The sequence below is a fragment of the Syntrophorhabdaceae bacterium genome (assembly GCA_036504895.1).
In the GTDB taxonomy this organism is placed as follows: Bacteria; Desulfobacterota; Syntrophorhabdia; order Syntrophorhabdales; family Syntrophorhabdaceae; genus PNOM01.
The window spans coordinates 37,710-57,811 of the sequence record DASXUJ010000097.1; the positions used below are offsets into that span (position 1 = coordinate 37,710).

General features: G+C 53.9%; 21 protein-coding genes and 1 tRNA gene. 10 read left to right on the forward strand and 12 right to left on the reverse strand.

Annotation, left to right across the window (positions count from 1 at the left end):
* The first annotated feature begins 1 nt into the window (after position 1).
* From VGJ94_14060 to hemC, 4 genes are read left to right on the forward strand one after another with little or no spacing between them, the layout of a single operon-like run.
* Positions 2 to 625, forward strand: coding sequence for a bifunctional precorrin-2 dehydrogenase/sirohydrochlorin ferrochelatase (locus tag VGJ94_14060; protein ID HEY3277738.1), 624 nt, complete (start codon positions 2 to 4; stop codon positions 623 to 625).
* Positions 622 to 1,443: a c-type cytochrome biogenesis protein CcsB gene (gene ccsB / locus VGJ94_14065; protein ID HEY3277739.1), complete on the forward strand. Its 822-nt coding sequence runs from the start codon at positions 622 to 624 to the stop codon at positions 1,441 to 1,443. Before VGJ94_14060 ends, ccsB begins: the two co-directional genes overlap by 4 nt.
* Before the next feature lie 8 nt (positions 1,444 to 1,451).
* Positions 1,452 to 2,753, forward strand: a complete 1,302-nt coding sequence (gene hemA / locus VGJ94_14070; protein HEY3277740.1) for a glutamyl-tRNA reductase — start codon at positions 1,452 to 1,454, stop codon at positions 2,751 to 2,753.
* Positions 2,716 to 3,612, forward strand: coding sequence for a hydroxymethylbilane synthase (gene hemC / locus VGJ94_14075; protein HEY3277741.1), 897 nt, complete (start codon positions 2,716 to 2,718; stop codon positions 3,610 to 3,612). The genes hemA and hemC overlap by 38 nt, the downstream gene beginning before the upstream one ends.
* 55 nt (positions 3,613 to 3,667) lie before the next feature.
* Here hemC and VGJ94_14080 read toward each other — a convergent pair whose 3' ends face one another.
* Positions 3,668 to 4,600: a bifunctional riboflavin kinase/FAD synthetase gene (locus VGJ94_14080; protein ID HEY3277742.1), complete on the reverse strand. Its 933-nt coding sequence runs from the start codon at positions 4,598 to 4,600 to the stop codon at positions 3,668 to 3,670.
* A 47-nt stretch (positions 4,601 to 4,647) separates the two neighbouring features.
* Between VGJ94_14080 and VGJ94_14085 the strand changes: the two genes are divergently transcribed.
* Positions 4,648 to 4,731 (forward strand) — tRNA-Leu (locus VGJ94_14085).
* A gap of 396 nt (positions 4,732 to 5,127) precedes the next feature.
* Here VGJ94_14085 and VGJ94_14090 read toward each other — a convergent pair.
* Positions 5,128 to 5,640: a flavin reductase gene (locus tag VGJ94_14090; protein HEY3277743.1), complete on the reverse strand. Its 513-nt coding sequence runs from the start codon at positions 5,638 to 5,640 to the stop codon at positions 5,128 to 5,130.
* A gap of 187 nt (positions 5,641 to 5,827) precedes the next feature.
* Here VGJ94_14090 and VGJ94_14095 point away from each other — a divergent pair, with 187 nt between their 5' ends.
* Entirely contained in the window at positions 5,828 to 6,133 is a 306-nt protein-coding gene (locus VGJ94_14095) for a hypothetical protein (protein HEY3277744.1), read from the forward strand.
* 255 nt (positions 6,134 to 6,388) lie between these two features.
* Here VGJ94_14095 and VGJ94_14100 read toward each other — a convergent pair whose 3' ends face one another.
* On the reverse strand, positions 6,389 to 6,877 hold the full coding sequence (locus VGJ94_14100) for a hypothetical protein (GenBank protein ID HEY3277745.1): 489 nt from the start codon (positions 6,875 to 6,877) through the stop codon (positions 6,389 to 6,391).
* Between the two features lie 14 nt (positions 6,878 to 6,891).
* Positions 6,892 to 8,037: a sodium ion-translocating decarboxylase subunit beta gene (locus VGJ94_14105; GenBank protein ID HEY3277746.1), complete on the reverse strand. Its 1,146-nt coding sequence runs from the start codon at positions 8,035 to 8,037 to the stop codon at positions 6,892 to 6,894.
* Between the two features lie 634 nt (positions 8,038 to 8,671).
* Here VGJ94_14105 and VGJ94_14110 point away from each other — a divergent pair.
* Positions 8,672 to 8,920, forward strand: a complete 249-nt coding sequence (locus tag VGJ94_14110; GenBank protein ID HEY3277747.1) for a hypothetical protein — start codon at positions 8,672 to 8,674, stop codon at positions 8,918 to 8,920.
* A 41-nt stretch (positions 8,921 to 8,961) separates the two neighbouring features.
* Here the strand turns inward: VGJ94_14110 and VGJ94_14115 are convergent, their stop codons facing one another.
* The 8 genes from VGJ94_14115 to VGJ94_14150 form a co-directional block, all read right to left on the reverse strand.
* Entirely contained in the window at positions 8,962 to 10,431 is a 1,470-nt protein-coding gene (locus tag VGJ94_14115; protein ID HEY3277748.1) for a VTT domain-containing protein, read from the reverse strand.
* A 221-nt stretch (positions 10,432 to 10,652) separates the two neighbouring features.
* Positions 10,653 to 11,324 (reverse strand): YdjY domain-containing protein, encoded by a 672-nt coding sequence (locus VGJ94_14120; GenBank protein HEY3277749.1) that lies wholly within the window; start codon positions 11,322 to 11,324, stop codon positions 10,653 to 10,655.
* 8 nt (positions 11,325 to 11,332) lie between these two features.
* On the reverse strand, positions 11,333 to 11,842 hold the full coding sequence (locus VGJ94_14125) for a rhodanese-like domain-containing protein (GenBank protein ID HEY3277750.1): 510 nt from the start codon (positions 11,840 to 11,842) through the stop codon (positions 11,333 to 11,335).
* Positions 11,826 to 12,326, reverse strand: coding sequence for a MauE/DoxX family redox-associated membrane protein (locus VGJ94_14130; protein HEY3277751.1), 501 nt, complete (start codon positions 12,324 to 12,326; stop codon positions 11,826 to 11,828). Before VGJ94_14130 ends, VGJ94_14125 begins: the two co-directional genes overlap by 17 nt.
* Before the next feature lie 147 nt (positions 12,327 to 12,473).
* Positions 12,474 to 13,454, reverse strand: coding sequence for a tRNA dihydrouridine synthase DusB (gene dusB / locus VGJ94_14135; GenBank protein ID HEY3277752.1), 981 nt, complete (start codon positions 13,452 to 13,454; stop codon positions 12,474 to 12,476).
* A 152-nt stretch (positions 13,455 to 13,606) separates the two neighbouring features.
* The gene (locus VGJ94_14140) at positions 13,607 to 13,921 is read right to left on the reverse strand and encodes a hypothetical protein (GenBank protein HEY3277753.1); all 315 of its coding nucleotides are present in this window, start codon (positions 13,919 to 13,921) and stop codon (positions 13,607 to 13,609) included.
* Between the two features lie 335 nt (positions 13,922 to 14,256).
* The gene (locus VGJ94_14145; protein ID HEY3277754.1) at positions 14,257 to 15,693 is read right to left on the reverse strand and encodes a 4-hydroxyphenylacetate 3-hydroxylase N-terminal domain-containing protein; all 1,437 of its coding nucleotides are present in this window, start codon (positions 15,691 to 15,693) and stop codon (positions 14,257 to 14,259) included.
* A 45-nt stretch (positions 15,694 to 15,738) separates the two neighbouring features.
* Positions 15,739 to 16,440: a GntR family transcriptional regulator gene (locus VGJ94_14150; GenBank protein ID HEY3277755.1), complete on the reverse strand. Its 702-nt coding sequence runs from the start codon at positions 16,438 to 16,440 to the stop codon at positions 15,739 to 15,741.
* A 289-nt stretch (positions 16,441 to 16,729) separates the two neighbouring features.
* Here VGJ94_14150 and VGJ94_14155 point away from each other — a divergent pair, with 289 nt between their 5' ends.
* The 3 genes from VGJ94_14155 to VGJ94_14165 all read left to right on the forward strand — a co-directional run.
* Positions 16,730 to 17,869, forward strand: coding sequence for a succinate--CoA ligase subunit beta (locus tag VGJ94_14155; GenBank protein ID HEY3277756.1), 1,140 nt, complete (start codon positions 16,730 to 16,732; stop codon positions 17,867 to 17,869).
* 61 nt (positions 17,870 to 17,930) lie between these two features.
* Positions 17,931 to 18,803: a succinate--CoA ligase subunit alpha gene (sucD, locus tag VGJ94_14160; protein HEY3277757.1), complete on the forward strand. Its 873-nt coding sequence runs from the start codon at positions 17,931 to 17,933 to the stop codon at positions 18,801 to 18,803.
* 327 nt (positions 18,804 to 19,130) lie between these two features.
* Positions 19,131 to 20,102 (forward strand): CoA-binding protein (locus tag VGJ94_14165; protein ID HEY3277758.1); only part of this gene is annotated, 972 nt, incomplete at its 3' end.

Below are 20,102 nucleotides of genomic sequence, written 5' to 3' on the forward strand. Positions count from 1 at the left end.
CGTGCCTTATTACCCCCTCCTTTTGAATCTCAGGGGGAAAATCTGCCTTGTCATCGGCGGAGGGGCGGTTGCGGAGCGCAAAGTGCGGATGCTGCTTAAATTCGGCGCATCGGTGAATGTCGTGAGCCCTAAAATGAGCCGGAAGCTGCTACGCTGGGCCGAAGACGGGAAAATTACAGTCAGGCGGGGAGAGTATTACGAAAGCGACCTTGAAGAAACGTCTCTTGTGTTCGCGGCTACCGATCGGGAAGAGGTGAATGCCAGAGTGAAAGAGGACGCATCCCGGAGGCATATCCCGGTGAATGTGGTCGATAACCCCCGGCTCTGCGACTTTATCGTGCCCTCTCTTGTCACCAAAGGACCTATCTCCATAGCGATTTCGACATCAGGGACACTGCCTTTCCTGTCCAAAAGACTCAGGCAATTGATCTCCCGCGAGATTACATGGGATTATGTGAAATACGCACGTATCATGGGAAGGGTGAGAAGACTGCTTATCGAGACCGAAAAAGATGGGAAGAAGCGAAAGGAGATCCTCAAACATCTGGGGGAGATGGAGATGGAAGAGGTTAACAGAATCGGTTTCCGAAAAATAAAGAGCAAGTTTCTTGCCTCTCACGAATGAGCACCTCCCTTCTCATTGCCGCCCTCTGCCTTTATCTCATCTCCACGCTCTTCTACCTCCTCCAGATCTCGACAGGCGCACTCCGCATGGGTATTCCCGCCTTTATCTGCCTCGCCGGGGGGTTTGTCGTCCAATTAGTGTCCCTGGTTTTGAGATATTTTCAGGCAGGCTATGCACCTGTAACCAATCTTCCCGAGGCTCTTTCGTTTTTTGCCTTCTGTGTCGCGGGATTCTTCCTCTACCTGAGAAGATCCTATAAGATCGACCTTGTGGGTGCGATCGTCGCGCCGGTCCTGTCTCTCATGCTCATCTGGTCCCTTACCTACGCGACTGCAATAAGACCCCTTCCGCCGGTACTCAAGAGCTTCTGGCTCCCAGTGCACACCTTCCTTGCCTTCTCAGGCAATGCCATATTCCTGGTGGCTTTTTTCGTGTCCCTCCTCTACATAGTCGTGGAGAGGAGTATCAAAAAAAAGACTTCCCTCTCCCTCTCGCCCCGTATACCCTCTCTCGAAACCCTCGATGCGATCAACTACAGGTGCATGTCCTACGGTTTCCCCCTCCTTACCGTGGGGATCATTACCGGTTCCATATGGGCGGGTTTCGCGTGGGGCTCCCATTGGAGCTGGGACCCGAAGGAAACATGGTCTCTTGTCACGTGGATCGTCTATGCCATCCTCCTCCATAACCGTCTGACAATCGGGTGGAGAGGCAGAAAAACCGCATATATGATGATCATAGGGTTCTTTTTCATGTTATTCACTTTCTTAGGCGTCAATCTCTTCACCGGCGGATTGCACTCCTATGGACAGTGGTGATGCTTCCCGTGAAGGAGACTCTCCATATAGGGGTCTTTGGCCTCAATCACAATACCGCCCCTCTGGGCATAAGGGAAAGACTCTATATATCCGAGACGATCGCACCGGAACTCCTTCAGTCCCTCAAGCATAGGGGAATGGAAGAGATCATACTCCTCTCCACATGCAACAGGACGGAGATCTATTATTCCTGCAGAGACCGTGTACAGGCCCTCGATATCATAAAGAGCGCGCTCCGGGACCGGTTCGCCGTCGAAGGGGAGCGGCTCGATCCCTACACATATGTATTGTACGATGAAGACGCATACCGCCATCTTTTTCGCGTATCATCGGGACTCGATTCGATGGTTGTGGGAGAACCCCAGATTCTCGGACAGGTCAAAGACGCGTACCGCCTCGCCACGTCCCATGGGGCCACGGGATTTCTCCTGAATAAGGTCTTTCATCGTACGTTTCACGTCGCAAAACGCATCAGGTCGGAGACAAGGATCGGCTACAATCCCGTCTCCATCAGCTCCATGGCGGTGGAACTCTCGAAGAAGATCTTCCTCGATTTGAGCCGCAAGAGAATACTCGTGATCGGCGCCGGCGAGATGTGCGAAATTGCGCTCAAACACTTCAAAAAGGAAGGCTTGAGCGAGATATTCATTACAAACAGGACCTTTCAGGGCGCCCTTCGGCTCGCGGAAGAATATGCGGGGATCGCCTCTCCTTTCACGGAGATGGAGGACCTCCTCACACGGGTGGATATGGTACTCTCGTCCACCGGCTCTGAACAGCCGCTCATCGGTGCGACCCTTGTCCATTCGGTCATGAAAAAGAGAAAGAACCGGCCTCTTTTTTTCATCGATATCGCCGTCCCGAGGGATATCGACCCGGGAGTCAATAAAATAGACAACGTATACCTTTACGACATCGACGATCTTAAAGACCTTTCCCAGAGACACCTTTCGGATCGTCTGAAAGAGTCGGAGAAGGCTCAGGAGATTATGGAGGAGGAAGCGGCAAAATTCTCCCACTGGCTTACTCGCCTTGATATGGCTCCCCTTATCGTAAAGGTTGCTCATAAAGCAGAGGATATCAGGTCGGCAGAGGTGAAAAAGGGGCTCTCCAAAATGAAAGATCTGGACGAAGAGACTGTCGCCCGGATCGAGGCCATGACCAGGGCCCTTGTGAGCAAGCTGCTCCACCCCCACCTTGCCCTTATCAAAGATAACGGAAGCCCCGAAGTCCTGGATGTGATGAAAAGACTATTTGAAATTGAGGATGGCGATGAAGAAGAGATGGATACTGGGGACCAGGGGGAGTAAGCTCGCCCTCACGCAGACGGGAATGGTGGTGGCCGAGCTCAGGTCCCTCTATCCTGAATGGGAGTTCACCACCAAGATTATTAAGACAACAGGCGATACCATATGGGATAAGCCCATTCATACTATCGGCGAAAAAGGGCTCTTTGTGAAGGAGATCGAAGAGGCACTCGAAAAGGGAGAGATCGATCTGGCCGTCCACAGCATGAAAGACCTTCCCACGGGACTCCCCTCGGGACTCGTCATTGCCGCCGTGCTCAAAAGAGAAGACCCGAGGGACGCCCTCTTGTCCCGCTCCCCCCTGAGCTTCGATACATTGAAACAGGGTGCGAGGATCGGCACGAACAGCCTTCGCAGGAAATCTCAGATCCTTCATTGCCACCCCGGGGTCAAAATTATTCCGATCAGGGGGAACGTAGATACCCGCATCCGGAAAATGGATGACCTTGACCTTCAAGCCATCGTTCTCGCCCTGGCCGGAATCAGGAGAATGGGTTATGAAGATTCGGTGCGGGACATCCTCTCCCTCGATATCCTGGTGCCGCCGTCAGGACAGGGCGCAATCGGGGTAGAGAGCCGTGACGAGGCGGAATCAATCGATCTCCTGAAGCCCCTGGACCACAGGGAAAGCCGTAAAGAGGTCGAGACGGAGCGCCTGCTTCAGACCATGATCGGCGGCGGATGCAGCGTCCCCCTCGGGATCAACGCGTGCATCGGCTCCGGGGAACTGGTCGTGCGGGCTGCCTACAGTGACGAACAGGGTCTTTCGCTCGTGAGGGTGAAGGAATCCGGCCCGGTGGAGACAGCCGCGCAGATCGTGAAGAGAGCCTTCGAGGGCCTCAATATAACCCTCCAACAATAATGCATGTGCGGGAAATAAAGGACCCCCCGGTCGGTCGATGCTCAGCAGAAACTTCCTAATACCCTTCCTTTTCGCGGAAATATGACCGTGTTTCCTCCACGTCTTGTCCGATCCTTTGCTTCAGCTCATCCACAGAGCTGAATTTCTTTTCATCCCTGATCCTCCGGTAAAAAAAGAGGGTAACCTTTTCGCCGTAGAGATCACCGTCGAAACCGAGGATGAAGGATTCTATCGTTAAATTCTCCCCGTCGAAGGTCGGGTTAAAACCCACGTTCGTCACCGCCTTGAATACCTGGCCTTTTGCCATTATGGCGGAGGAATAGACGCCGGTTTTGGGGATAAGATCATATTCGGTGGTGACATTGACTGTCGGAAATCCGAGGTCCCTGCCCCGGCCGAACCCTTCCACCACCCGCCCTTCTATCATATAAGGACGGCCCAAGAAATCGATCGCCCTCTCCGTCTCCCCTTCAATAACCATATGGCGTATACGGTTGCTGCCTATTTTTTCTCCGTGAAGGGTGATGGCCTCCACGATTTCGAAAAAAAAGCCGTATTTTTCCGAGAGCTTCCTGAGGAGGCCCACATCGCCCCTGCCCTGAGCGCCGAACCTGAAGTCATAGCCCACGATAAGCCCCTTGATGCCTATCCTGCCCACAAGAATATCCTTTACATACTCTTCCGGCTCGACCGACCGGAATTCTGTGGTAAAGGGGACGATGATCATCACATCGATGCCGGTTGATTCGACCAGCCTCTTCTTCAGGGTAAGAGGAGAGATGAGCCCCACAAAAGCATCGGGTCTCACTATCGTAAGGGGATGGGGATTGAAGGTCATCAGCATGGAGGTCCCCCCGAGAGGAAGGGCCTTCTCCTTTACCCGTTCGATTATCGCTTTATGGCCTATGTGGAGACCGTCGTAGTTGCCGATGGTCAGCACCGGATTTTGAAATCTCTCGGAAATATCGAGGGATTCAAAGATTATCATAATTCACCTCTTGACATAGGTTCAATATCCATATAAGTTAAAGGGGTGCCGAAGTGGCGGAATAGGCAGACGCGCTAGGTTCAGGGTCTAGTAGGTGCAAGCCTGTGCGGGTTCAAGTCCCGCCTTCGGCATTTTATTTTATCTCGATTATAAAGCCGATCCCGCCCACCTGCCACTGTTACATCCCTCTATCCAACAGGCTTTGAGAATACCACAAGAACCGTTTCAGTACAATATTTAATGCAACCCAGGGCTGCCCGCCCGGAACAGGAGCCAGTCTCTTTAGGAGAGCAACGCCCTCCTCTCCTTTCATCCGGTTCAGCAGTATTTCTTTGCCCATAACAGCCCTCACAGGACCGGATCTCCCACGTGAACGCTCAATTTACGGTGGCGGATAAAGCAGCCGATATGTGCGTGCATGCCGCCTTCGGAAAACGGTTCGCCCCTGGCGATATTATTACGGGATCTTCGGCGCTAAAGGCCGCTCAAACGACCCGAACCCGGGGAGGTCCTTCGCTTCCTTCGGTCTAGGCCTTCGCTGCGGAAAGGCACCGAATGATCTCCCCCACATACATTCTGTGGTAATCTTTGAGAGGATAGAAATCTTCAATTTTGGAATCGATAAAATGCTCGGGATTAAGATCCTGATGATATATCTTCCTGCACTCGAGGACTAACCGAGCCTCAGCAAAATAGATGGTCTCCCCGTCAAAGACGGGCGTCAGGCCTGTCTCGGCCACCTTGTTCACGTCCCTTCCCGATTTGGAGCCGCAATAAGTAAGGATGTCCCTGTATTGCTCCTCAAGAAAGGTGAGGGTGTAGAGATCGGAGTTCTCCATAAACTCGTATGTATAGCGCGTCGGCCTTATCACGCAGAAGCAAACGTTTCTCTCCCACAGGACCCCCAGACCGCCCCAGGCACCGGTCATGGTATTGAATGCCTCTTTTGTCCCGGCCGTAATCAGCATCCACTCCTTGCCAATCAGCCTGAATGGATTGTCGGCTATTTCCTCAGCTCTTAATTCCTTGAAACGTCCCATCGTCGCCTCCCTCGTCCCGACATGTGTTACTCCTGTAATCATAGGCGTGGACCGATCGTTTTGTCAATGTCGGAGGCCCTCCCGGAACGAATGACCCCGCCACCTTTACGGCCCAAAAACATTCGCCATCACGCCTCGATTATGTTATAATTTTGCACTTATGAACCAGCGAAAAAAGAGTGGAATCTTGTGGATCGTAATCGGCATGTGTGTTCCTTTGCTCGCCCTGCCTTTCCTGTCCGGGTGGTCGAAAGAGAGGGGCTTTTTTGAAAATGTCTACAAAATTGGGATACCCATAAAGAAAGATGTCCACGGCATGGCCGGCAACGAGCCCCTCGCCCATGTGGACGGCGGCCAAGGCGGCGGCTCAAAGCTCTCGATCCTCATTCCCAAGAGGATACCTTTCAGGTTCTTTCTTGTAGTCACGCTTATCTTCTTCTACATAGGGATCGTGAGATTGGCTCCCCCACGGCGGGAACAGGACGACGAGTAGCTACGCCTGGGGGCTTCCGACCGCTATCACTTCCTCCGACAAAGGTCCTGACCGGCCTTCCTTTATTCGCTCGCTCGCTCACTCACTCACTCAGGATAGAATACTGATATCGCAGTCTGCTTACCCGTCGTCGCCTGTCAACAAAAGGACTTTCGGCTCTATCCACGCCGACGTATAAAAAATCCATAAGGATTCATACAAAAAGGCCCCTTCCCGCGAGGAGAAGAGGCCTTTTTCGTGTCCTTAGAATTACTTTTACGCCTTCGCCACCTTCTTCTTTTCAGGGAAGAACTTCTTCATCACTGCGCTGTTGATGTTGAGAAAGACCCAAAGGACACAGAGAACAAAAAAGACGCCGGCAAACCGGATGGCAAGGGTGCTGAAGACCCACGTCATATTGTCTCTCGTGATCTTGACCGTAGTCTTGGCTCCTCCGTCCTTGAAGATGCCGATGGAGTGCCACTGGGCCCCGCCCTGGTCCTCAATGTACATCTGATCGCTCCAGTCACGGAACTTCTCGTCAGGATATTTGGCCATGGCGTCTTTGTAGAAGGCGAGGACCTTCTCGTAGGGAAGGTTGTATTCTATATAGATCGCCGTACTTTCGGTCTTGACGGTTGTGCCCCCCGGCAATAGCGGAGCATTCCAGGGCGGCTCGCCGCCCCCCCATGCCTGCAGCGAAAGGGGCGCCAGGACCAGACCGAACATAAGGCCTATAAAGATAGCAAAAATTGTTCTTTTCATATGCGCGCCTCCTTCTACTCAAACATGGATATAAGCATGCCCGCCGCAGCCGGGGAACCGATCGATCCGGCGAGACAGGCAGCCATCGCGTGCATGAGCAGATAATTCTTCTTATCGTACTGCTGACCCACCAGCTGAGAAAGCCTCGGAGCCATGGGAATGGCCGAAACACCGGAGTTACCGATGAGCGGGTTGATCTTGTTCTTTACCATCAGGTTGATGACCTTTACGGTGAGGATGCCGCCCGCGGTACAGACTACGAAGTCAAGAAGTCCAAGACCGAAAACCAGCATGGGCTTATAGGTGAGGAATACATGTGCCTGCATGGAGGCGCCCACGCTCAAGCCGAGGAAAATGGTGACGATGTCCATAAGAGGATTTGCCGCCGTGTCGGTAAGGCGTTTCACCACGCCGCTGACGCGCATGAGGTTACCGAACATGAGCATACCCATGAGGGGCATGACAGCCGGAACCATGAGGGCGATGATGCCGCCGCAGGTCAGGGGGAAGAGCACTAATTCAGTGCGGGAGCACCTTCTCCCCACTTTCATTTTTATGAGTCGTTCCTTATCGCTCGTCATTAACCTCATGATGGGAGCCTGAATGATGGGTACGAGAGACATGTAGGAATAGGCGGCCAGTGTGTTCGCACTCAGAAGATGGGGTGCGAGCTTTGCGGTAAGATAAATAGTGGTAGGACCGTCCGCCCCACCGATGATGCCCACCGATGCCGCTTCTTTGATTGTGAAGCCGGCAAGGATCGTGCCGGTAAAGGTCACGAAGACGCCCAACTGTGCTCCAGCCCCGATAAGAAGCATCTTGGGGTTGGATATCATGGGCTCAAAATCCGTCATAGCCCCGAGGCCCAAAAATATGAGACAGGGGATTACCTCCCATAGTATGCCGTATTTATAAAAGAATTGAAGTAGCTCCGGGTGGCCGCTCTCGGTGTATCCGAAGAGGGGGGTATTCGGAAAATTGACCAGAAAGATCCCGAAGCCGATAGGCAGGAGAAGAAGAGGCTCGAAATCTTTTACAATCGCCATATAGAGAAAGAAGCACCCTATGGCCCACATTACCACGTGTTGCCAGGTCAAGCTGGGGAACCCCGTAGTCTTGAACGTGCCAACCAGCAAATCCCAAATCTCGTTAAAACTCATCAATAACCTCCTTCAGTATGACTTCCATAAAATATCCCCGCTCGAAGAGCCTCCCGGCCGGACCGGAACAAACCCCTTCGCGCAGGGCTTTGGACGAGTGCCCGACCCCTTGCAAACTAATGAAAAATTTCACTTGGCTATTACATTTACGATATATTATTCCGAGAAACATGTCAACTTCTTATTTAAATAATTTGTACACAAATTACGCACTTCTTTGTTTCTTAGCGAATTTTCACATGAAATGCAAGCAAAATCACGACCGCTTCGTAACTCGCCCGAAAAGCCCTTCGCCATCTCTCACCGAAAAAATTTGGGGTACAAAGATATTCAAGCCGTGAGAGCACATTTTTCACTTGCCGGCCCGGCCTCATGCGTATCCAAGGGCCGCGCCATTCATTGGAGAACCCCTGGCCCCGGTTTATGATTGAAGGCCCTTGCCATCTGTGATAGGATGGTGCATGTCAAACCGCCGCCACAAAAGGATTGCGGGTCCTCTTATTTGCTCCCCCTCCTCCTGCAAAGCTGTGGCACTGGAAAATACGTGAGCGCCTGGGTACGGCCCCGGCTCCTCCGGGATCTGTTCATTTTCTGGTTCGTAATTCTTCTGGTTATACTCGTCTGGAGGCATACCATGGCAGTCACGGGAATTCTCGTGGCAGCATATTTAATTCGATATCTCCTCTGGCCCGATAGGGAAGATCATGTATATTATGTGGCAGGGGCAATAATCGGCTCCGTGACCGAAATAGCGGCCACCACTGCGGGTGTCTGGAGTTATACCCTGCCTTCCTTTTTCAATATTCCCATATGGCTCCCTTTTGCGTGGGGCTTTGCGGTGGTTCTCATTATAAGGATTGCTCAGTCCCTCGCACGGGAATGAGCAGGCGAAGAAGTTTTATCCCCGGGCTCCTGTCGCTCGCCTCAAGATCGATCGACGAAAAGTTTTCGAACTATAGGCCTGAACGCGAAGGAGACCATGAAAGCCGCGGCCGCAACAGCCAGTCCCACTAAAAGACCTTTCACGTTTCCCCTTACCATATCAGTGAGCGAGCTGGCGAAGACCACATAGGCAACGCAGCCCGGGAGCATAAAGAAAAAGGTACACCAGAAATACCGGGTGAAAGGGATCGGAGTAATTCCGAAGAAATAATTGAGTAGATTGAAGGGGAGGATGGGCACGAGCCTCGCGATTGCAACGGCTTTCCAGCCATGGGTGGCCACCATTTTTGTGAGGGATTCCCATTTCTCTTCCCCCCATCGTTTCCTCACCATATCACCTACCATGTACCGGGCGAGAAGGAATGAGACCGACGCCCCCAGTGTGGCCCCGGTGATTGAGAAGGCTACCCCCCACAGGGGTCCCCAGAGAATACCCGCCGCAAGAGACAATGGAATTGCAGGGATAAGAAGGACCGGGGCGAGGCAGTAGAGTCCTATGAAGACGGCCGGCGCAAGGATAGGATGATCGCTCAAAAAAACAAGTATCCCTTCAGGGCGAAAATATCCGGTGGATCTCAGCCACCACAGAAAACAAATCAGACACACAAGGAGAAAGGCCGTCAATAATCTGGGATTGAATATCTTTTCGCGTGAAGAGAGCAGGAGCCTTCCGGCCCATCCGGTCCCCGGCAGCCGGTTCTCGACAAGGGGACTTATCCCCGGCAGCAACTCGAGGATGTGGCGCGCCTCCATGCCCTTCTCCATGAACCTCCCCCTACAACCCATGCAATACGTTACCAGGGTGTTAATTCCCGCCTCCCCTGCGATTCTCGCCGTAAATCTATCGGCGAGCCCGGGGTCCATGGCGGCCACGCCGCCTCCATGGCCGCAGCACATGGATCGAGGAGCTTCCGAGATCGACGGGCCCCCAAGGGATGAGAGGAGCCCCCCTGCCCCTTCCCGGACATCCTTCAGGCGCGACGCGCCGCATGGGTGGTGCAGATAGAGATGTCTGCTTCCGTCCCCGGAGGAATAACCGGCATGGCGGATCACGGTGAGGACGTGGTCCACCTGCACATCCTCAAGGGCGGCGGACAAAGTCTTTTGGCAGTTTACACAGCCCGTGATGATCCGTTTTACCTGCGCCTTATTGCAGGCCACGGAGACGGTGTCCCGCAATTCGGCCGCCCCAACCTCATCTCCGAGCTGGTAGAGAGGATCGCCGCAGCAATCGAGCGCCAACCCTACCCTCTCTCCCAGCGAGATTGCGAGAAAGTCACGCACCTGCCTTACAAGTCGCGGAGACGCCGCTGAAATGCCGCAGCCCGGCCAGAACAGGACCGGCAGAGGAGTGTAGTGCCGAAAGGGGAAACTGTGTCCGAGGGAGACGAAACTCCGGGCCTTGCGGAGTGCTCTTTCCTGAATTCCGCTGATCCGACCGGTCCTAACCATCCCGGCCTTTACCCTATAAAGCGCACGGGAGGGTGAGAGCCCTGAGGGACAATACTCATCGCAGACGCCGCAGTTCGCACAGAGGAAAAGATCCGTTCCGCCGCCCCTGATCACGCTACCGGGTGACCCGTATTGACCGAGAAAGGGGCACGCCCCCCGGCACACCCCGCAGTCACTGCAGGTTGTCTCAAAGGCTAACTCTCTGTCGGCCGCTTCATCCGTCATGCGGGCCTGTAGGTAAGGATGACTGGTTGGCTCTCAGATGCGGAAAGAAGCTCGGTATTCCCCTTGAATGAAGAATTGGGGCGCATGAAACGCCTGAACCCGCTGATCAGCGGGTATGCGGCATTGCTCGTGATGCCGACCCAACAGCTTTCGAGGCACATAATACACCCCGTGCCCTCTTCCCGGGCCGCTTTCCTGTTGCCTCCGAAGCGAATAACAAAATCTTTTCCCCCGGAATCACGAAAGATGCGGCCCAGCGGTATCTCATCCCCCACTCCAGGCAAGGAAGCGGTTACGATAAGCCGTTCCCCTGTAGTTGAACTGCCCTCCGATCCGGCCGCAAGGTCGTTACCCGGACGGGCGCCTATCTGCACCAGCCCGTCATGGAATGCAAGGGGCGTGCAGAAGGCCTTGAGGATCGCCTTGTCGGCGAGCTCCCCGTCTTTATATACGACACCCCAATGGGGATTGGCAGTGCCGAACCTCCTGCCGTTTGTTTCCGTGTAGATATGAAGGCTCTTTCCATCCCTGCCGGTTATCAGCGGCCGCTCTCTTGACGGAGCAGCCTTCTTATCATCGGCAAAGGGTTCCCCGTGGCCGGTTCCCGAAGGAATCGCCGCAAGCCAGATACCCCCCGCAACAATCCAGAGAAAAGTCCGGCGGTCCATTAAACCTCTTACTTTGTCTTTTCCACCGGGTAATCGGCCTCACTCCATGCCTTTATGCCGCCCGGATGGCGATAGACATTTTTGTATCCCAGCTTAAGAGCCCACATCGCACCGTTGTGGCTTCTCGTGCACTTGGTGAACCCGCAGTAGAATACGATCAATCTGTTTTTGTCGGGACCAAGGGTCTTTTCGAATTCCCCTTTGGTCTTGTCGTCGAGTTTGGTCACTTCAGGGATCGGAAATTCGAAATTGACCGCCCCCGGTATGTGCTGTTTCTTATAGCTGTCGGCATAGGGCATGGTATCTACGATAAGTATCTCTTTCTTCTCATCGATCCATTTCTTTAATTCGACTGTGGAGACTATCTTGTACCCTCCTCTTTCGACCTCTTTTGCGAAAGTTATGGCAACTTTTTCTTCGTCAAGCTCCTTCGTGCCCCATGCGGCGAATGAGGTGCCGGCGTACAGGACGAGCAGCGCGGCCGCTATCAGTGCACAAAACCTAACTTTCTTCTCCATTCTTTATCCTCCTGTTCAGTATTCTATTCCACGCGGGGAGGCATATCCCCGGATTCAGACAACCTGCCGCGAAAAGAGATGCCGCCACACCCAATAAGATAAGATCCCGGTAAAATGCCCTTCTCAAGCCGTCGAGGGTGGCGATCTCGCCGGCGCCGAAGCAGCCGCAATCGATTATCATGTCGTTGAGCACGCCGTACCATAGCACCGCGACAAATAATCCGAGAAGACCGGTTATTACGGCCAGGCTTCCTTTCACATTGAAGATAAGGCCCACACCCGCCGCTGTTTCGAGGAGGGGAAGCCCGACCGCAACAATGGGCAATAGCTCTTCCGGCACGAGACCGTATTGGGAAAGCAGCTTCGCGAAACCCTTGGGATCGAGAAGCTTAATCACTCCGCCGTATATAAAAAAGACTGCCAGGCCGAGGCGGAGGAACAGGCAAACCCATGGCAGTATCTTATATATGTTCGGTTTTTGCATCACCTGTCTCCGGTCCCGATCGAATCCGTCTGCGGTCCCCACAGGATACACGGTGTTCCGCCTGTGGCCCTCGACAAAGATAATGCGGTTATAGTTATAAGTCAAATAGATATTTTCTATGAAATGCAGGACAGTGACTGATATCTGCTATAATGAGAGGCGCCGAAGGGTCCGTACCTCCTCCATGACTTCGTGAAGATCGTCTCTGGTCACTGCCCGGAACGCCAGGTCGCGATAAGGTTTGACCCCTTTGAGCCCACGGGTGTACCAGATAAAGAACTTCCTGAAACAGCTCACTCCCTTCTTTTCGCCGTAATGGTCGATCACCATGTCGAGGTGGTCTCTCATCACTTCCACCACCTCTCCCGCGCCGACCTCGTCATGATCGGAGACAGGTTTTTCAAAGAAGCCGATGATATCCCGAAAAATCCAGGGGTTTCCGAGGGACCCCCTGGCAATGGCGACGCCGTCGCAGTTCGTCTCTTCAAATGTTTTCATTACCGCGGCCAATGAGATGTTATCGCCGCTCGCGATTACCGGCACCGGGGATGCATTTTTCACGTCCCGTATCACCCCGTAATCGACCGCACCGCTATAGCCCTGGACTTTTGTTCTTCCATGAATGAAAAGAGCGCTCACCCCTGCGTTACAGGCCCTTTGCGCCACCTCCATTGCATTTAACGAGCCCCCGTCCCAACCCGACCTGATCTTTACCGTTACCGGGACCCTCGAGCGCTGCACCATCATTTCCAGTAGGCTCTCCAATCGGGCCGGCTCCCTGAGCAGGCCTGCCCCCATACCTTTCTTTGCAAGCTTCGGCGCCGGACACGCCGCGTTCAGGTCCAGCAGGTCGAACTCATAGCCTTCAAGGACTTCCATTGCCTTGAGCAGATATTTTTCGTCGTTACCCACAAGCTGCACACCGAGGGGTCGGTCCTTCTCCCCGGAAGAGAGCATGTGGAGAGTTCTCCTGTCCTTATGGCTCAAGGCACGTGCGTCAATCATCTCCGTAAAAGCCAGAGGAGCTCCGAACCGGCGCGCAATAACCCGAAAAGGCAGGTCGCTTACGCCTGCCATGGGCGCGGATACACAAGGATGGGAAAGATTGAGGAGGCCGAGCTGAAGCATCACCTATTTTAACTTCACCCCCCGCCGCTGTCAAACCGCCGGCCGAAGCTGACGAAGAAACCCCTTATTCAAGCTGATCCCGGCGTCATTATTGATTAACAGAAAAAAGGACCGCTTCCATCAGGGGCGGTCCTTCATTGGGGGCAGGGTTTTCAGGGGTATACGTAGACTCCGGGGGGCGGGGGTGGGGGCGGAACATAATAATAGGCTCTCGGAGCGGGGACACTATAATATACGGGAGGGGGCGGGGGCGCAGAATAGACCGTGGGCGCCATTGCGCTCGCGATGATGCCGCCCAATACCAGCCCTCCTACCGCAGCCCCGGCTATGGCCCAGCCGTTGCCGCCGTGATGGTGATATCCGCGGCCGCTGTAATACCCTCCGCGGGCCCAGGCGTCACTCATGACAGGGGCCGTTGCCATGAAAAGCATTGCCGCCAGCGATACGACTACTATTATCTTTTTCATTGCCTCCTCCTCCCGGGCGTCTCTCCTGTTGATTCACCCGTCTGTTTTTCATAACATTGAGAAGAGCAAGAGATATGCCACAGCCCATCATTCTAAGCAACGTTGAATTTACACGTGATTTCCGACTCTTCCACCGCCAATCCGCCTTGCGATGAGGAAAGAATTGTCGACTGGCGTCGTTCGGGACCGACAAAATCGTCGCGCCCTGGTGTTCCAGAGCTTTCTCCGTCAGGAATAATGGCGTGTGGAGCGATCGCGATTTAATTTCCGGGGGGGGTAAGACAGGGCGGCTCTTTCCCGCCCTGTCCCTCATAAAACGGTGTGTGTTAGGACTATCAGTCCTTTATGCCTGCAAGTCTTTTTGCCGCTTTCTTTTTGCTTTCCGTATCGGTCTCACGAAAAATTGTTACCCTGTGGGCCTCGGGTGAGCCGCCGCCGTGGATATCGGAGATCGTGTCGGCGCTTTCCATAGCCATCTTTTCGACGAGCCTGTACATCTTTACCCTGTTTTCCACGGGAACACCTTCTACTCCCTTGAGATATTTTCTGAGTAAATCGCCGATCTCCGGGTTCTCGAAATCGCGGTCGGAGGGAAGATCCGTCACGAAGCCGCCGCACGCATCGACCATAAGCCTGATGGCTTCCGCAAGCTCCTTTCCTTCATGAATCTTGGAGGCGTTGGCGAGCACGGTGTCGATAAAGTAGGTCCCGGAAGGCTGCTTCTTCCCCTCATATGAAGAGGCGAGGCAGCAGCCATAAAGGGTCTCGGCCCGGTGGATCATATCGATCACCTTCTGCTTCAGGTGGCCCGCTTTGGACGTTCCGTTATATTCCATCAGGGTAAGAGCTGCCCCCACCATGCAGTCGATCTTGCCTGATTTGCATCCGCCGTGGCTCTGCCGGTGCAAAGAGGAGAACTTCACCACCATGTCCTGGGCAAATTCCGTCTCACCGCACATAAAAACCCTCTCCCACGGCACGAAGACATCGTCAAAAATAAGGGTGGGGCAATACTTTGAATAGTAGACATTGCCGATATCACAGCCGTCCAGCTCACGCATGTCGAGGGTAGACCTGCCGACTACGTGGATAAGCCCCTTGGTGTCCGAAGGGATGGCAAAGGCGACTGCATAGTCTTTATCCGCCTTACCCATGGCCCTTGTGGGAAGGACGATGATCTCGTGCGACGAGAGTGAGCCCGTCTGATGGGCTTTCGCACCGCGGACCACGATACCGTCATCCCGCCGCTCCACCACGCGCAGAAACATATCGGGGTCCGGCTGTTCGTGGGGGTTCAGGGAGCGATCACCCTTCACGTCCGTCACGCCCGCATTGCCCGTAAGGTCGTTCTTCTGCATATGTTTCAGGAACTCGATGAAATTCTGGTTATAATGGGTCCCATACTTCTGGTCAATGTCATAGGTGACGATGGAGAGACTGGATAGACAATCGAGTCCGGTGCACCGCTGATGGCAGGTCCCGACAAAATTGGCCATTTTTCTATTCACTTTTACACGGGCCACGAGGTCCTCGATGCTGGCGGGGGGAAGATTAAAACGGCTCACCGGCTCGTTCAAGAGGGGGCTCATGGTCACAAAGAGGTCCTTGTTCTCCTCTTTTGCAGCCATTTCATAGGTTGCCGCGGTTGCCTCTATGCCGGCCCGAAGGCGCGGGTTATCCACCACGTTCGTGATACGCTCTCCGAACATATATGCCGTCGGCTTGAGAGCCCGTATCGATTCGATATACTCTTCCTTTGTTTTAAGACCCATACTGCCTCCTCCTTATTGTAATAGAATGCGAAACGGGGATAATCTTCAGAACTCGGACCGCTCCTGTTCAGCCAGCATCTTTCTGACACTGGAGATGACCTGAACTTTCACATTGGTGATGTGGTTCTTCAGGATTGTCTGAGCCCGTTCGAGACTTCTCAACGCTATGGCGTCATAAATCTCCTGGTGAGCCTGGTCCGTGGACGTGAGCGATGCGACGGGAAAGTAATTGCCGCCGTATTTGAGGAACAACATTTCAAAGACGTTCTGCAGGATGCGAAGCTGGGTTGCCTTTCCCGACAGGGATGCCAGGGTCATGTGGAACTCCCGGTTCTTAAAAAGCCTTTCCTTGAGATAAAATTCCCGCTCCGCCGACAGGTGCGCTTCAAGCGCCGCTTTGAGCTCCGAAAGCCCTTTCTTATCGATATGCTGAATGACGGAGGCTACGAGGGACGGCTCGATCAGCTCCCGCAATTCGTACAGCTCCTCCATCTCTTTCAGGCTGAAGGGCGCCATGGAGTAGCCGCGGTTCGGCTCATGAAGCACGAATCCCTGCAGCTCGAGCCATTTCAGTGCCTGGATAATGGGGGTGGGGCTCAGTTGAAGACGTTCTGCGAGGTCCCGATAGGCGATCCTTTGGCCGGGTACAAGCTCTTTGCTGTACAGCATGCGCCGGATTCCCTGATAGGCGATCTGGCTGCTGTCCTCCTGAGGCTTAGCTTTGGTTTCAGTCTTTGTCTTTGCCATGATTGATTCTAATACAATTAAATTTAATTTGCAATTACATTTTTTAAATAATTATTATTTTTCTATAATAGCCGTAGTGACGCGCGGGCCGCTCCCCAAATGATTTCGCTTTCGCCCCTTTTTAGTCTCACCCTTTTGTAATGCCTGTCGAAATACTTCTGATTTACAATATAATTGTATATATGATTTTTTCGTTGACAACCCGGGTTGGCAATCATATAATTCTCTGGCTACGGGACTACAGGTTTGCGCAAAGGCCCAATAAATCTACCAAGGAACGGATATCATTATGAGACTTCATGAACATGAAGCGTTAGATATTTTCGAGGAGCTCGGCATACCGGTCCCGCGACGCGGCGTCGCCGGCACCATGCACGAGGCACTTCACCTTGCCGGAGAGATAGGATATCCCGTCATGTTAAAGGCGCAGGTCCTGGTGGGCGGACGCGGATTTGCCGGCGGGATCAAGACCGCTTCCACGCCGGAGGAGCTCAAGAATATGGCGGATGTCCTTCTCGGCTCCGAAATCAAAGGGATGCCCGTTCGAAAGATCCTGGTATGTGAGAAGGCGGAGGTGGCGCAGGAGCTTTATGTGGGGATAACGGTCGACGGCTACTCAGGCACCCCGGTTATCGTGGTAAGCACCGAGGGAGGAGTCCGCATCGAGGAAACGGCCGGAACGGCCCCGGAAAAGCTGGCTTCCATGCATATCGATCCGTCTTTCGGTTATTACCCTTACCAGGCAAGAAGAATGCTCAGAATGCTGAATATACCCCAGTCCCTCATCAGCGCCTGGACCGACGTGATCGGTCAGCTTTATAAGGCCGCCGAGAACTATGAGGCCCTCATCTGCGAGATAAATCCTCTCGTGGTGCTGCCCAACGGAGGCCTTCTCGCGGTTGACGCAGTCCTTGAGGTGGATGATTCCGCGATCTCCAGAATACGCCAACCCCTCCCCGACCGTATAGAGCGGATCGAGAACCCCCTCGAGAAAAGGGGCAAAGAGATAGGCGTCACCTATGTCGATCTCGACGGGGATATAGGGATTATCTCTTCGGGGGCAGGCCTCGGAATGGCTTCCATGGATATCATCGGAGAGAAGATGAAGCCCGCCAATTTCCTTGAAACCGGGGGAGGCATTACCGCGGAGCTCCTTTACCGCTGCATGGACCTCATCATGAGAAAACCCGGCATCAGGGGTATCTTTATTAACGTGTACGGCGGGATCAACCCCATACATGAAGGCGCCAAAGGTGTAGTCCGCTATATTCAGGAGCATAACCTGCAGCTCCCGATAGTGGCAAAAGCCCTCGGGAACCGACAGGAAGAGACGTGGGAGATCTTCCGCTCCGCGGGTGTCCATGTGGTGACGGAAACAGCCACTGAGAAAGCGGTAGCGAAACTCTACGAATTGGTGGGTAAAAATTGACGGGCTACGGGAGATGCTCCTTTCCCGGGGCCACACAATATAAGAATATCGAGGTTTATTGATGAGTATATTGATCGATGATTCAACCCGCGTCATTGTACAGGGCATCACAGGCCGTATCGGTACCGCCCAGACCCACTGGATGCTCGACTACGGCACAAAAATCGTGGGAGGCGTCACTCCGGGCAAGGGTGGATCTATCGTAGAGGGAGTTCCCGTCTTTGACAGTGTCGAAGAGGCGGTACGACAAACCGGCGCCAACGCATCCGTCTTTTTCGTTCCCGCCGCCTTTGTTCTGGATGCTTTCCTGGAGACTATCGACGCAGGGATAAAACTGATCGTGATAGTGCCGGAGCACATACCGGTGCAGGACGTAATCCGCATGAGAAGCTACGCCGCGGACCGGGGAGTTTTCGCCCTCGGCCCCACCACACCGGGCATACTCGTCCCCGGGAAAGGCAAAATGGGCATCATGCCCGCATCTCTTTTCGCCCCGGGACGGGTCGGCATCATTTCAAGAAGCGGTACCCTCTCCTACGAATTTGCCGGCATTCTCTCGGAGATCAACGTAGGCCAAAGCACGGTCATAGGCATGGGGGCCGACCCCGTGGTCCTGAGGAACCTGGCTGATATCCTGGAGCTTTTTGAGCAGGATGAGGGCACTGACGCCGTGATCATCGTCGGCGAAGTGGGCGGTGAGCAGGAAGAAAAGGCAGCGGGATTCATTTCCCGCAAAATGAGCAAACCCGTTGCCGCCTATATCGCGGGCCGCCATTCTCCCCAGGGGAAACGGATGGGTCATGCAGGCGCAATCGTGCGCGGCACCTCCGGGACGGTCGACGCAAAACATGAAGCCCTGCGGGCGGCGGGCGCCGAAGTCCTCGATAGTCCGATACACGCGGCCCAATGGGCGAAGAAGCATAAACTGCAATAACCCCCAACAGGGACAACTTCGGCGGCGCCTTGGCCGGATATTCATATTCGCTGCCATCGCGCCGTTTTCCGTTCCCATTCTCTCCCGTCTCTTTTTTTAATCCCCTCACACAAAAAAATGCTTTTCCCTTTACATTTCCGTAGCGGCTAAAACAGTAAAAACCTCTAGTTCTTCTTGTACTTTTGCCTTTGCGTTACGGGTTTGGATCACGTACGTGTCCGTCCGGAAAGGACCTGCATTTGTACCATATGCCTTTACTTTCCCTCTCCTTTGTGCAAAAATAAATACAGTATTAGACGAGGACGCGAAGTTATTCCGGAGGCTGTAATGAAAACAGGCGACATCAGAAAAATGTTCAATCCCAGAACGATCGCGGTCACAGGGGGGAGCGAGGAAGCAGGCACCGTGGGAAAAGCCCTCCTCGAGAATATGATCGGCGCCTCCCAGAACAGGCTCATCTGCCCCATAGATCCGCACAGGGAATCCCTGATGGGTATCAAGGCCTATCCACATCTCGCGGCCGTTCCGGGAGAAGTGGACCTCGCTGTTATCGCGTCGCCGGCGCCTGCCGTCCCTTCCTTTTTGGAAGAATGCGGAAAAATAGGGGTGGAGGCAGCGGTTATCATCTCCGCGGGCTTCAGGGAGATCGGCGCCGAGGGCCTTAAACTGGAGCAGGAAATAAGGCAGATCAGGTCCAAATACGGAATGCGCATTATCGGGCCTCATTGCACGGGCATAATCCGCCCGGGCACAGGTCTCAACGCTTCCATAGTCCGTGGCCATCCCGGGGACGGCAATATCGCCTTCATCTCCCAAAGCGGCGCCCTAGGCGGCGCCATCCTCGACTGGGCGATAAAAAACCATATCGGCTTCAGCGCCTTTGTCTCCTTGGGCTCCATGATCGACATCGATTTCGGCGATCTTATCGATTTCCTCGGTGATGATTACTATACCAGGAGTATCATGGTTTATATGGAGGGCGTGGGGGATGCGCGTAAGTTCATGACATCGGCCCGTGGCTTTGCAAGGAATAAGCCCATCGTGATCATCAAGCCCGGCAGGTTCTCCCACAGTGGAGAAAACGCCCTTTCCCACACGGGGGTCATGGCCTGCGAGGATACCATTTATAACGCCGCCTACCGAAGGGCCGGCGTTATAAGGGTCCGTGAAGTCTCGGAGCTTTTCAATTCCGCGGCCGTTCTCGATTCAAAGCACCTGCCAAAGGGCAGGCGTCTCGCCATCGTCACCAATGCCGGGGGCTTCGGGGTCATGGCCACGGACGCGCTCATCGAGCTCGGG